This is a genomic window from Pseudomonas sp. NMS19W, from assembly GCF_051554255.1.
GTDB lineage: Bacteria > Pseudomonadota > Gammaproteobacteria > Pseudomonadales > Pseudomonadaceae > Aquipseudomonas > Aquipseudomonas kribbensis.
On the sequence record NZ_CP136718.1, the window covers coordinates 6187012 to 6200616 of the forward strand.

Here is a 13605-nt window from a genome sequence, read left to right on the forward strand (position 1 = left end):
ATCAGTCATCCGCCTTGGCGAGCACTTCGTTGGTCTTGCGGATACCGGCCTGATCCAGGGTCAGATCGGCTTCGGTGACTTCCAGCGGCGTGATCGGGAACGTGTGGCGCCATTTGGTTTCCGGCAGATCGCGGTAGGCGGCGAGGATGCCGATGTAGCGGCTGCCCTCCTCCACGCTGAGTTTCAGCTCCACGGTTTCACCCGGGCGCAGTTCGAGTTCTTCGCTGGCCACCAGATCCGGGTTGAGGGATTCCTTGGCACGCTCGTAGAGGCTGAAGAAATCGGCGTTCTCGAAGGTCACCGGGTGCTTGAGTTCGAACAGGCGCACCACGATCGGCGACGGACGACCGTTGAGGTCCGGGTTCAGCTGATCGCTGCCGGTCAGCTTCAGGTTGATCTTGGTCACTTTCGAATACGGCGACAGCGACGAGCAACCGGCGAGCAGCACCATCAGGGTGAGCGCGGTCAGCGTCTGGAAAAAAGCGGTCGAGCGGCGAGACATGCGCATCATCCTTGGTGGTCGGTGTGGAGGGTGGAGATCAGGCGGATCTGTTCTTCGTAGGCCTGGGCGAAGTCGCGGGCCAGCAGGCGCTCGCTCCAGTCATCGTCCTGACGCAGCGCGTGGTGATAGCGGTTGAACGCTCTCCAGCGGCCACCGGAAGTGGCGAGCAACGGCTTGTTGTCGCGCTCGAAACGCAGGGTCAACTGCTCCGGCGAGAAGTGCTCCAGGGTGCCGCGCACCGCCGCACGGCTGGCGGTCAGCAGCGCCACCTGATGCGCCTGCAAGTCGCGGAATGCTCGGGAGATCGCGTGTTCAGCCGGCAAGTGGCCCGGCTTGTGCGGCTGCAACAGGATGTCCAGCGCTTCGCTCGGATCGACGGCGAATTTCAGCGGGTTCTTGTTGGTGCCTTGCACGGTGGTCTGGGCCAGACGCAGTTCGTTCTTAAGCTCGGAACGGGTGCGCAGGCTCTGTTGCAGACCGCCGATGCTCTGGCGCAGCAGGCGCGCCGCATTGACCGCCAGCGCCTCGCGCTCGTCATGACTCAGGCCTTTCAGATCGACACCCAGCGCCGCACCGAAGTGATCCCAGAAACCCTGTGGCTGACGCTCGACTTCTTTCGGTGCCGGCGCAGGTTCTGGTTTGGGCTCGACGATCAGCTCCGGCACCATCAGGCTTTCCATGTCGATGCGCGCGTAGTCGGCGCGCTGACGGGAGTCTTCCGGGTCGGTGGTCGGCGCGAGCATTTCCTCGAATTCCGAGTACACGCGCTCTTGCTGCTCCAGCGATTTCAGCGGGTCGAGGTCGAGGAACGCGTCGTCGGGAATGATGGTGCCGGCGGCCCGTGGCAGGCCCGCTTCACCGTCGAACGTCGCCGGGTCGCGCACCAGCCGCGCTCGGATCTCGAAGTCGCCCAGCACGTAGGTGCTGCCGTGCTCGATGCGCACCGGCTCGCCCTTGTGCAGACGAGCGCCGCTGTCGCCGTCCTGAACACCGTTGCTGCTGGTGTCGGTCAGGAAGAACGTGCCCTCGCGATAACTCACGATGGCGTGGTGGTTGGACAAGTGACGCTTGCGGTCAGGGATGATCCAGTCGCAGTCCTCGCCCCGCCCGATCACGCCGCCGGCCTGTTTGAAGGTCCGCTGGCACAGCTCGGTGGGCACGAACTGCTTGGTGTTCAGCATTTCGAAAACCAATTCCATGTTTGATGCTCCTTGCGGTCACTTGCCGCGATTGACCGCCTGCGGATCACCCAATGGGCGGTAATCGTTATCGTTGAATTTGTAATTGCCGCTACAGCCGCCGAGGCCGCATAGAACGACGAGGGTCAGCAGGACAGCGTGCCAGTGACGAACAGACATCAGAGGGTCTCCAGGTGTAGACAAAGCACAAAGCGCCGACCCTTTCGGGCGGCGCTGATAGAAGCGGACGAGGTGAAACCGACGGACTTTTGCCTACCCATCGAAGTCACCCAGATTGATGTTCAAACGGCCGAGCCGATACAGCAGCGTGCGCCGGGGCAGGCCCAGTTCGCGGGCCGCGAGGGTCTGGTTGCCGTCGTTCTTGCGCAGGCAATCGAGCAGCAACGTGCGCTCGACTTTCTCCAGGCGTTCGCGCAGGTTCAGGCTGCTGTCGTCCTCGAGCATCGGCTCCATGCGCAGGGCAAAATGCTCGGCCAGCAACTCGCCGCCTTCGCACAACAACACGGCACGCTCGACCAGCGCCTTGAGTTCACGGACGTTGCCGGGGAAGGTGTAACCGGACAGGTGCTCGAGCGCCGAATCGGACCAGCGCACCGGGTCCCGCTGCAAATAGGCACAGGCCTTCTCGGCGAAATGCTTCGCCAGATCGAGAATGTCGCCTTCGCGTTGACGCAGGGCCGGCAGGACAATCGGGAATTGCGCGAGACGGTAATACAGGTCCTCGCGGAATTTGCCTTCGCTGACCAGCACCGACAGATCGCGGTGCGTCGCGGCGATGATGCGCACGTCGATCTTGTGGGTATCGTTGGAACCCAGCGGGCGGATCTCGCCCTCCTGCAACACGCGCAGCAGTTTCGATTGCAGCGACAGCGGCATGTCGCCGATTTCATCGAGCAACAGCGTGCCGCCATTGGCTGCGTCGAACAGCCCGGCGCGGTCGCGGTCGGCGCCGGTAAATGCACCTTTGCGATAGCCGAACAGCTCGCTTTCCAGCAGGTTTTCCGGGAACGCCGCGCAGTTCTGCACGATGAACGCCTGGGACCGGCGCGGCCCGCAATCGTGAATTGCGCGGGCCACTACTTCCTTGCCGGTGCCGGTTTCGCCACGCAGCAGCACGGTGTACGGGCTGTGCAGGACCTTGCTGATCAGCGAATAGGTCTGGCGCATGGCCGCGCTTTTGCCGATCAGGCCGTAACCGCTGATGCTCGGCACGCTGCGAACCGCCGGCGCAACGGTATCCACCGGTTGGCGCAGGCGTTGCAGCAGATGCAACTGACCCAGCACGAACGATCCGAGTTGACCGAGGGAATCGGCGAAGCCTTGCAGATCGGTATGACGACGGCTGGCGCACAGCAACAGACCCTCGACGGCCTTCTGCTGATTGACCAGCGGCACGCACAACAGTGACTGCCACGGCGTGGCCGACGCCGGCAGGAAACTGGTTTCGTGCAGGCTGCCGCCGAGGTCGTCGAGGCACACCACGCGGTTCTGGCACAGGGCGAACTGCAGCAATTGCTCGCCGTTGTAGTCCGCCGGCAGGCTCGCCGCACCACGCGGTTGTAGCACGCCGTCGAGGCACTCGGCGTTCATCCCCAGGCACGTGTGGGTGGCATCGAGCAGATACAGTTGCGCCAATTCGCAGCCACTCAACCCGGCCACACCGCGCACGAAGTCACCCAGCAGCGCAGCACCGTCCGCCGAGCGCGACAGGCTGGCGAACTGCGCCAGCAACGCTTCGGCATAGAGCAGTGGCTGCGGCACTTGAGTGAACATCACACTCACCTCAGGCGAACTCGCAGGTCACGCTGGCTTCGCCATCGAGCGTCGCATGCACGCGCTTGAGGCTTTCACCGGTGGCCATGGCATCGAGCAAACGGTCGGCCACCAGCGGCAGCACGTGCTGGTCGAGCAAGTGGTCGATCAGGCGCGCACCGCTTTCGCTCTGGGTGCAGCGCTCGGACAGGTGATCGACGAGGTTCTGGCACCAGCTGAAATCCAGTTGGCGACGGTTCAGGCGCTCGCCCAGACGACCGAGTTTGATCTCGATCAGTTCGCGCAGCACCGGGCCGCCCACCGGGTAGTACGGCACCACTTTCATCCGCGCCAGCAGCGCCGGCTTGAAGTGTTTGCTGAGCACCGGGCGAATGGTTTCTTCCAGCACTTCGGCGGTCGGCCGCGCGCCGTCTTCGCAGAGGTCGCTGATCTTGTCGCTGCCCAGGTTCGAGGTCATCAGGATCAGCGTGTTGCGGAAGTCGATTTCGCGACCTTCGCCGTCGTTGGCCACGCCTTTGTCGAAGATTTGGTAGAACAGGTTGAGCACGTCCGGATCCGCCTTCTCGACTTCATCGAGCAGCACCACCGAGTACGGCTTCTGCCGCACCGCTTCGGTGAGCATGCCGCCTTCGCCGTAACCGACGTAGCCTGGCGGTGCACCGATCAGGCGGGAAACGGTGTGTTTCTCCTGGAACTCGGACATGTTGATGGTGGTGATGAAGCGGTCGCCGCCGTACAGCAGGTCGGCGAGCGCCAGTGCGGTTTCGGTCTTGCCGACGCCGCTCGGGCCCACCAGCAGGAACACGCCGACCGGTGCGTCAGGCTTGTTCAGGCCGGCAGCGGTGGCACGCATCGAGCGATCCAGCGCGTGCACGGCTTGTTCCTGACCACGGATGCGGGTGCGCAGGTCGGTGGCGAAGCTTGCGACCTTGGCGTTGTGTTCGCGGGCCAGTTGCGCCAGTGGCACGCCGGTCCAGGCGCTGATCACTTCGGCCACCAGACGCGGGCAGACTTCGAAGCTGACCAGACGCTCCTTGACCTGAGCGGCGGTCAGGGCGCTGTGGGTTTCGTTGAGTTGGGCTTCCAGCGCTTCGACGCTTTGGCCTTCTTCAATCTCAGCGGCAACGGTTTCGATCACCGTGCCTTCGGCGTCTTCTTCAACAGTCACTGTCGGCTCTACCGCCGCCGCCTCACGGGCCTTGGCCAGTTGCTGACGCAGCTCCAGCAGGCGCTCGGCCAGTTGTTTCTGCTCGGTCCACAGGGTTTCCAGTGCGACCATTTCGGTTTCGGCTTCGTCCAGACGCGCTTCCAGTGCCTCCAGCGCTTCGTGGTCGATCAGCAGACCGGCTTCGGCGTCGCGGCGCAGGGCCTGACGCTGACGGCCACCTTCCGCCAGCTCGCCACGCAGGCGCTCCAGGCTTTCCGGGGCGGCGGCGAGGCTGATGCGCACGCGGGCGCAGGCGGTGTCGAGCACATCGACGGCCTTGTCCGGCAGTTGGCGACCGGCCAGGTAACGGGCGGACAGTTCCGCTGCCGAAACCACCGCGTCATCGCGCAGGTAGATGCCGTGGCTCTTCTCGTAGACCTGAGCCAGGCCACGCAGGATGGTCACGGCTTCGTTCACCGTCGGTTCGTGCAGTTGAACCGGCTGGAAACGACGGGCCAGCGCCGGGTCTTTCTCGAAGTATTTCTTGTACTCGGCCCAGGTGGTGGCGGCGATGGTGCGCAGTTCGCCACGGGCCAGCGCCGGCTTCAGCAGGTTGGCCGCATCGGAACCGCCGGCATTGCCGCCCGCGCCGATCAGGGTATGGGCTTCGTCGATGAACAGGATGATCGGCTTCGGCGAGGCTTTGACCTCGTCGATCACGCCTTTCAGACGACGTTCGAATTCACCTTTGACGCTGGCGCCGGCCTGCAACAGGCCCATGTCCAGCGACAACAGTTCAACGCCTTTCAAGACCTGCGGCACTTCACCGGCGGCGATGCGCGAGGCCAGGCCTTCGACGATGGCGGTTTTACCGACACCGGCTTCACCGACCACGATCGGGTTGTTCTTGCGGCGACGGGCGAGGATGTCGACCATCTGGCGGATCGCGCCATCGCGGCACAGAACCGGGTCGAGTTTGCCGTCGCGGGCCTGCTGGGTCAGGTTGTGGGTGAAGCGCTCCAGCAGCGATTCGCCCTGGGCGGCCGGTTTGCCGTTGGCCGCTGCCTGAGGCTGTTGCGACAGGGCAAATTCTTTCAAGCGATCGATGTTCAGTTTGGCGAGCAATGGCTGGTAGCGGCTGCCGGCGTAGCGCATCGGGTTGCGCAGCAGCGCGAGGATCAGCGCCGCGTCTTCCACCGAGGTCTGACCCAGTTCAAGGTTGGCCACCAGCAGCGCGTCCTGCAGCCATTGCACCAGCTCCGGGGCGAACACCGGGTTGCGCGAAGCGCTGTGCTCGACCCGCGATTGCAGCGCGGCGCTCAGTTCGCCAGCATCAACGTCGGCATCCTGCAACGCACGGGAGAGCAGACCGTTCGGGCGCTCCAGCAGACCGAGCATCAGGTCTTCGACCAGAATCTTGCTGCCGCCACGGGCGACGCAGCGCTCGGCCGAACGCTCCAGATCGCGACGGGTTTCGGCGTCCAGCGCCTGGATGAGTTGTTGCAGGTCTACGTTGATCATGGCTCACGTCCTTAATGAATTTTGCTGCCCAGGGTCACCACGCCGTCTGCTTTTTCGCAGCCCAGCCAACTGGTCCAACCCAGGCGACAGTCGTTCTTCTCGCCAATGCGCAGTTCGCGGATTTCTTCCGGGCGCAGCACCAGGCGAATGTCGTAATCGAGCGGGTCACGCAGAGGTGAACCGCACCAGCGCGCAGAGCGGCTGGTAACCGAAACCGATGGGCAGGAATTCGTGGAATCGCTCCCAGTCGAGTTCGGTGATGTGAATGCGGAATTTGCCGCTGCGGTCGCGCACGTGTTCGCCCAGCACCAGGTCTTCACCCAGCACGCTGTTGGCGAAGCCGAGGCGGTTGCGCTGTTCTTCGAGGATTTCCACGCGGCGCTCGATGCACTGCTCGATGACCAGATCTTCGTGCTTGAAGTAATAACGCAGCACCGCTTCGATCAGCGCCGCCGAGTGCGCCCGCAGGCTGAGCAGGCCGAGGTACGGCAGCAGGCGTTTCCAGTTCAGCTCCTTGGCCCGGCGAATCTCGTCGCCACCGAGGCCGATCAGCGCAAACAGCTGCGACGAGAACGGGTCGACCGCGCCGCTCTGGAAGCTGGCGCGGTAACGGTATTTGCGCCAGATCGGCAACATCAGCCGTTGCAGGCGATGGTGGAACAGATCGAGGAAATTGCGCGTCGGGTTGCCGTCTTCGCTGTCGCCCAGGGCTTGTTCGCCGTAGAACGCCGGCAGCGGCGAACCGGAACCGACCAGGCCGATCAGGTTGAAGCGCAGGCGCGCACGCATCTGCCCGTGCTCTTCGAAAAACTCCACGCGATCGACATCGCTGCGCGGAAATCCGAGGCTCGGGTTGGCCTGGAATTCCACCTGGTCGTACAGATCCTCTTCGCTCAGGTACGGGTGCGCCTCGCGCAGCCGGTCGATCACCAGCAGCACGGCCTGAAACAGCGAGTACTCGCGTATTACCTTCGTCAGCCCGCTTAAAGCAGGGGCTGCAGGCCCATACGTGGTGTCCATTGGTACACCTCTCCCTGTGTGCTTTTTACCCGCAGCTCGTGGAATGAATTGAGACTGGCGTAAAGCGCGAAAAACTCGTTGAGAACCGAGGCGAAGACGAACAGGTCGCCCTCACCGATATACCCTTCCGGGTCGATGGTCAGTTCGGTGCGCAGACCGCGCACCGGCAGGCCACGGTGCAACCGGTCGACATGGTGATGCTTGATCAGTTTCAGACCGCCGAGCAGGCGCTTGCTGACCTTCTCCGCGTGCTGGTCGTAGTAGCGCGGCAGGTCGTAGGTTTCGAGAATCACCTTCAACGCATTGACGTCGGCCAGCGACAGATAGTTGAGCGACATGTTGCTGATCAGCTTCCACAGGAAGTCACGGTTCAGCGGCGGCGCAAAACTCGAAGTGGCCGGGGTGATGTTGCGGAAACTCAGGAACTCCGGGGTCTCTTCACAGGCCATGCAGATCTGCCCAAGCTTGAGCTTGCGCGGCAGGTTCTGGTTGGTGCAGACCAGTTCGATCGACAGGGTTTCGTGGGCTTCGGTGTGGCGGATGCCGAAGCTCAGGTAGGTGTCGAGGCCGTCGTGCAACAGCGACGAACGCTGGCGGATGCTGTAATGCGGACGGCTGTTCGGCACGTCGAAACTCGGGTCGTGCTCGAAGGATTCGAACGGCACGTATTCCTGATAACCGAGGCCGCCGGGCTTCCAGCCGGTCACGGTTTCCACCGAGAACACGCCGCAGTTTTCCAGATCGAATTCCGCCGGCAGCAGCAGGTATTCGTCCTGCTTGCCGTCGAGGCGGATCGGCAGTGCGTCGTGCTTGAACAGGTTGACGATCGGCGTGCAGAACAGCTTCACGTTATCCGTCGTCGGACGCATGCGCATGATGCCGCTCTTGCGGATATCGAAGCGCAATTCCAGGCCACGCATCTGCTTGAGGGTGTCTTCCGGCAGCGCCTTGAGAATGTCCAGGCCGTGGACATCGACGAACAGGAACTTGTCCTGGAAGGCGAAGTATTCCTGCAGGTAGCGGTAGCCCCGGAAGGTGTTCAGCGGATACGGGATCAACGCTTCTTCTTCGGCAAAGCCCACAGGCTTGACGCGGTCGCCCGGAATCTTGAACGCCATCGGCTTGCCGCTCACGCCATCGATCGGCTTGCCGGCGCCGTCGAGGGGGATCAGTTCGATGCCATCGAGGTTGCGCAGCAGGCTCAGGTAGAGCATCTGGCTGATGTAGCGCTCGCCGGCAAAGTGCAGGCGCAGCTTGCTCAGTTCCAGCTCGCCGAGGTGACCGTCGGCACTCATCTCCAGGCGCAGGCTGAGCAACGAACCGTCGCCCTTCACCGAGTAGTTCAGCGCGGCCAGATCCAGCGCCATGACTTCGGTCGGGTAGCAGGTGCGGAAACGGCAACGCACGTCTTCGATCGGCACGCTTTCAATCGGCGTATCACGCTCGACCTTCAGCGCCGGCCCCGAACGCTTGAGCGGATCGAACTGCAAAATGCTGAACGCCGGCAGCGGGCGCATGTAGTTCGGCCACAGCAGTTGCATCAGGGAATGGCTGAGCTCCGGCAACTCGTCATCGAGCTTCTGGCGCAAGCGCCCGGTCAGAAACGCAAAGCCTTCCAGCAACCGCTCCACATCCGGATCCCGCCCGGCCTGCCCCAGGAACGGCGCCAACGCCGGACTACGCTCGGCGAAACGGCGGCCCAGTTGGCGCAGTGCGGTGAGTTCGCTTTGGTAGTAGTGGTTAAAGGACACGGAGAGTTACCTGTATATTTTTTTCAAGAAAACCGGGTGGGTGATCAGCGCCAAGGCGCTTCACGGGCAGAAAGCCCCGTTATCGACCGTCCATGAGCGAACACCTCTTTCCTCAGTTTTTTCTATTCTCGCCAAGGCTTTGCGTAACGTTTGCGCGTCGATGGTTTTAGTCGCGGCCAGACTTTTAAGCATCAGGCTGTATTGGTCACTGATCTGACCCAATACGTCTTCGCCAAAGGATTGATAGTTGGCGACGGAGCTGCGCTCATTCGGAGCCAACGTGAAGCTGCGTGGTTGATCGTCGTAGTTGGAGTCGTTTGCCAGCGTCAGCTCCAGCGGTACTCCACAAGTGTTCTGCAGGTACACGTCATTGCGGTAAACCTGTTGGACAGTGCAGGCAGCCAATGAAAGGCCCGCCCAGCTCGACATGCAGATCATTCCTGGCAGTTTCATGGGCAGATCGAAGCCTCACGGATCGTCCACTCGCGCTGGGTTCCTTCAGTAACTTTCTCGACAACGGCCAGGCGCTGTTTCAACTGAGTAGCGTCAATGGATTTACTGCCCGCAGCGTCGTTGATGGTCAGTCGATAGTTGCTCGGGATCTGTTCGATAACGTCTTCACCGTAAGACGCAAAGCTCGCCACGAGCGCACGAGCGCCTGTTGCAACGGTCAGGTTGCGATCCAGTGAGTGCATGTTCGAGCTGTTGGAAACCTTCATCTCGAGTGGCTGGCCACAACGGTTTTCCATGTACACATGGTTGTTGTAGACCTGCTGCGCTGCGCAACCGTACAAGGAGACAAACAGCAGAATGAAACCGGCGAACCTAGTCATCGAATTCAACCCTGGCCAGCCAGAGCAGGCTTTTCACGTCTTGTTCAGAAGCGGCCATGCGCTTCTGCAGGCTGGCGGCCGACTGGGTGTAGCTGCTGAAGTAATGCATGACATCCACCTCCCCCGTGCTCGGTGTCGGATGGTTTGCCTTGGGGTTTTGCATCAACGTTGACGTTTCTTTGTGCGTCCACGAGTAATTCGGGATCAGTCCGCCACCGTATTCGTTGAGAATCAGATGCCCGAACTCATGGGCCGAGGTCTCTTTGAATTCTTCCTGTGCATAGTTGGCAGCATCCGCAGCCGCAAGGCCTTGACGCTTGACGAGTTGGTCAAAGGCATAGCCGGCGTTGTGGTAAACCTTCCGGGCGATTGCCAGGCTGGTCGAACGACCGAAGTCCGCTGACAACGAGTCAATCAAGGGGAAATTCCCGGCCTTGGGCTCGACGTTGACCTCGGCCTTGACCGTGACTTTGTAGACCCCTTTGCTGGTGGTGATCCCTTCGGCAATACCACCGCCGCGCGAACCATTGCGTGACCAATACAATTCGATGCCTTCTTTGGCCCAACCCAGCAAAGTGCTGAACGGCGTAGGCACCAGGCCGGGCGTAGAACCACTGCTGCCACCATCCGAGAAGCTCGGGCGCAGCGTCACTTCTACGGTCTTGGCATTGCGATCAATACGCGCATCGACCCACTTCACCTCTTCAGCCGAACAAGTGAGCTTCACTTCGGTGACTTGCTGCTTGCCCGCTCCGGTCGCGGTCAGACGAATTTTGAGGTTCGGGCTTTTCAGGATTTTGGTGTCGAGGATGCCGGCAGTGTCGTACCCATCCCATTGCCACGGGTGCTTGCCAGGGGGCAAGAACGGGGCGGTATTGGCTTCGGTGTAGACCGGCTTTTCGCCGTCCAGCACTTCCAGCTTCACACTGTCTGCCGTATCCATCCGGTTCTCGACGACGAAGTCGACCAGTTCGCGGTTTTTCGATGTTCCGGACTTCAGTTCATCGAAGTCCGGTATTTCCAACGGAGTCAAAACCGAGTTGCCACCCGACTTCAGACCCAGTCGGTATTCCAGAGCAGCGGCGACCGCAACGGCAGCAAGCCCCGAAAACGGTGCAGGCGTATGCGAATTCCCGATGATTACCGTCCCGGAGCCCGCAGTGACCTTGTTGCCATGGGCCCCGACTGAACCTACGGTGGCAGCTGGCTTGCCATTGATCAGAACCGTGGTCGCAAGGTCGCCGACCAATGCACTGCCACACGCCGAGGCATCGCCCTGGCGGGCCGCCGGCAGGCCGTCGAAGAATACGTCGCCGGAGCCGGCGGCAATCGGGTTGGTGCCGTGGCCGGGGAGCGGGCAAGTGGTGGGGTCGGATACACGTGCTGCAGGTTTGCCTGACATCGGGGTTCTCCTTAGGTGACCTTCACTTGACCGCTGCCATCCAGGCGCGCGGCGAAACTGACCTGGCGCTTGAAGCCCTCGACTTCCAGCAGGCCTTCGATGCTGAAGGCCAGGCGGAGCTGGTCGTGGTCACGCGGCAGGGAAATGACACGCACGTTGCTCAGGCGCGGTTCGTAGGCTTCGATGAAGCTTTCGATGGCCAGGCGGGCCTGACTCAGGGAGTCGTGCAGGCTCAGGCGCATGTCATTGAGATCGGGCAACCCGTAGTCGGACAGCGTTTGCACGCTGCCGGCCCGGGTGCTGAGCATTTTGGCCAGATGGGCAGCCACCGACGCCATGGCAGAAGCCTCGAGGCTCTTGCCCTTGCGTAGTTCCGCGTCGCCGTTGAGGCGTTCGAAAAGGCTGCCGTATCCGTCCATGAGTCGCTCTTACTCTTTGTCCAGCTTGCCAACCAGCGACAGGGTGAAATCGGCACCCATGTACTTGAAGTGCGGGCGCACGTTCAGGCTGACGCGGTACCAGCCCGGCTCGCCTTCAACGTCGCTGACGATCACTTGCGCAGCGCGCAGCGGACGACGGCCACGTACTTCGGCGCTCGGGTTTTCCTGGTCGGCCACGTACTGGCGGATCCACTTGTTCAGTTCCAGCTCGAGGTCGGTACGCTCTTTCCACGAACCGAGTTGCTCGCGCTGCAGCACTTTCAGGTAGTGAGCCAGGCGGTTGACGATCATCATGTACGGCAGTTGCGTGCCGAGCTTGTAGTTCAGCTCTGCTGCCTTGCCTTCTGCGCTGATGCCGAAGAACTTCGGCTTCTGCACCGAGCTGGCGGAGAAGAACGCCGCGTTGTCGGAGCCTTTACGCATGGTCAGGGAGATGAAGCCTTCCTCGGCCAGTTCGTATTCACGACGGTCGGAAACCAGAACTTCGGTAGGAATCTTGGTTTCGATTTCGCCCATGCTTTCGAAGTGGTGCAGAGGCAGGTCTTCAACGGCGCCGCCGCTCTGTGGGCCAATGATGTTCGGGCACCAGCGGAATTTGGCGAAGCTGTCGGTCAGTTTGGTGCCGAACGCGTAAGCGGTGTTGCCCCACAGGTAGTGCTCGTGGCTGTTGGCAACGTTTTCCTTGTACACGAACGATTTGACCGGGTTCTCTTCCGGATCGTACGGGTTACGCAGCAGGAAACGCGGAACGGTCAGGCCAACGTAGCGGGAGTCTTCCGAGGTACGGAAGCTCTGCCATTTGGTGAATTGCGGGCCTTCGAAGTGATCTTTCAGATCCTTCAGGTCCGGCAGGCCGGTGAAGCTTTCCAGGCCGAAGAATTTCGGGCCGGCGGCAGCGATGAACGGCGCGTGAGACATGCAGGCTACGCTGGACACGTACTGCATCAGTTTCACGTCCGGCGAGCTTGGGGACAGGTAGTAGTTGGCGATGATCGCGCCAACCGGCTGACCACCGAACTGGCCGTATTCAGCGGTGTAGATGTGCTTGTACAGGCCCGACTGCATCACTTCCGGCGAATCTTCGAAGTCGTCCAGCAGGTCGTCCTTGGAGACGTTGAGGATTTCGATCTTGATGTTTTCGCGGAAGTTGGTGCGGTCGACCAGCAGTTGCAGGCCACGCCACGACGATTCCAGCGCCTGGAAGTCCGGGTGGTGCAGGATTTCGTCCATCTGACGGCTGAGCTTGGCATCGATCTCGGCGATCATGCGGTCAACCATGGCTTTCTTGACCGGCTCACCGTTGTTCTGCGGCTTGAGCAGCTCTTCGATGAACGCCGACACACCGCGCTTGGCGATGTCGTAGGCTTCGTCGTCCGGCGTCAGGCGGGTTTCGGCGATGATGCTGTCGAGAATGCTGTATTCGCCGTTTTCGGCGGCGTTCTGTTGTGCTGCGCTAGTGCTCATTGTGTTGGCTTCCTTGGCTGCTGTGGGCTCAGGCGTCCGGGGCTGCGGCGTTCAGGCCCAGCTCACCGAGTACGCGACCGCGGGATTCGTCGTCGGCGAGCACGCCTTCGATGGCTTTACGGAACGCAGGTGCGTTACCCAGCGGGCCTTTGAGGGCCACCAGCGCATCGCGCAGTTCCATCAGTTTTTTAAGCTCAGGCACTTGCTCGACCAGACTGGCCGGGTTGAAGTCCTTCATGGAGTTGACGCGCAGTTGCACGGCCAGCTCGTCGGCCTCGCCATCTTCCTGCAGACGGTTCGGCACGCTCAGCGTCAGACCCAGCTCTTGCTTGGCCAGCACTTCGTCGAAGGTCATCTTGTCGATGCTGATCGGCTTGCGATCCTCGATCTTGCGATCGTCCTTGCGGTGGGTGTAGTCACCGATTGCCAGCAGCTTCAGCGGCAGTTCAATCTCTTCCTGAGCACCGCCGGTGGCGGGTTTGAAGGTGACGTTGATGCGTTCCTTGGGGGCTACCGAGCCTTCTTTGGCCATGGCTTTTCTCCTTGCGGTTGT

General features: G+C 61.7%; 11 protein-coding genes and 2 pseudogenes. All 13 read right to left on the bottom strand.

The annotated features are described in order from the left end of the window. Position 1: 1 nt before the first annotated feature. The 13 genes and pseudogenes from tssJ to tssB all read right to left on the bottom strand — a co-directional run bounded on the left by tssJ (position 2) and on the right by tssB (position 13584). Positions 2-502 carry a type VI secretion system lipoprotein TssJ gene (gene tssJ / locus R1A29_RS28515; RefSeq protein ID WP_423204555.1) on the bottom strand — a complete coding sequence of 167 codons (501 nt, stop codon included), beginning with the start codon at positions 500-502 and terminating at the stop codon, positions 2-4. A 5-nt stretch (positions 503-507) separates the two neighbouring features. After that, positions 508-1701: a type VI secretion system-associated FHA domain protein TagH gene (gene tagH, locus R1A29_RS28520; protein ID WP_114886370.1), complete on the bottom strand. Its 1194-nt coding sequence runs from the start codon at positions 1699-1701 to the stop codon at positions 508-510. An 18-nt stretch (positions 1702-1719) separates the two neighbouring features. Beyond that, positions 1720-1860 (bottom strand): hypothetical protein, encoded by a 141-nt coding sequence (locus R1A29_RS28525; protein ID WP_003229566.1) that lies wholly within the window; start codon positions 1858-1860, stop codon positions 1720-1722. 93 nt (positions 1861-1953) lie between these two features. Further along, the gene (locus R1A29_RS28530) at positions 1954-3474 is read right to left on the bottom strand and encodes a sigma-54 interaction domain-containing protein (RefSeq protein ID WP_438300190.1); all 1521 of its coding nucleotides are present in this window, start codon (positions 3472-3474) and stop codon (positions 1954-1956) included. A gap of 10 nt (positions 3475-3484) precedes the next feature. Then, complete coding sequence (tssH, locus tag R1A29_RS28535) at positions 3485-6142, bottom strand: type VI secretion system ATPase TssH (RefSeq protein WP_438300191.1); 2658 nt, start codon at positions 6140-6142, stop codon at positions 3485-3487. A gap of 11 nt (positions 6143-6153) precedes the next feature. After that, positions 6154-7162 (bottom strand): annotated as a pseudogene (gene tssG / locus R1A29_RS28540) (type VI secretion system baseplate subunit TssG). Further along, positions 7126-8913: a type VI secretion system baseplate subunit TssF gene (tssF, locus tag R1A29_RS28545; RefSeq protein WP_007954380.1), complete on the bottom strand. Its 1788-nt coding sequence runs from the start codon at positions 8911-8913 to the stop codon at positions 7126-7128. Before tssF ends, tssG begins: the two are co-directional and overlap by 37 nt. A 60-nt stretch (positions 8914-8973) precedes the next feature. Beyond that, a complete protein-coding gene (locus tag R1A29_RS28550) occupies positions 8974-9366 on the bottom strand; it encodes a hypothetical protein (protein WP_438300192.1) in 393 nt (130 codons plus the stop codon). Further along, positions 9363-9746: a hypothetical protein gene (locus R1A29_RS28555; protein ID WP_438300193.1), complete on the bottom strand. Its 384-nt coding sequence runs from the start codon at positions 9744-9746 to the stop codon at positions 9363-9365. Before R1A29_RS28555 ends, R1A29_RS28550 begins: the two co-directional genes overlap by 4 nt. A gap of 1108 nt (positions 9747-10854) precedes the next feature. Further along, positions 10855-11148 (bottom strand): annotated as a pseudogene (locus R1A29_RS28560) (PAAR domain-containing protein); the annotation flags it as partial. Between the two features lie 11 nt (positions 11149-11159). Next, positions 11160-11567 carry a type VI secretion system baseplate subunit TssE gene (gene tssE, locus R1A29_RS28565; RefSeq protein WP_102688426.1) on the bottom strand — a complete coding sequence of 136 codons (408 nt, stop codon included), beginning with the start codon at positions 11565-11567 and terminating at the stop codon, positions 11160-11162. A gap of 9 nt (positions 11568-11576) precedes the next feature. Next, complete coding sequence (tssC, locus tag R1A29_RS28570) at positions 11577-13052, bottom strand: type VI secretion system contractile sheath large subunit (protein WP_007954371.1); 1476 nt, start codon at positions 13050-13052, stop codon at positions 11577-11579. Between the two features lie 28 nt (positions 13053-13080). Then, positions 13081-13584 (bottom strand): type VI secretion system contractile sheath small subunit, encoded by a 504-nt coding sequence (gene tssB / locus R1A29_RS28575; protein ID WP_003229587.1) that lies wholly within the window; start codon positions 13582-13584, stop codon positions 13081-13083. Positions 13585-13605: the final 21 nt, after the last annotated feature.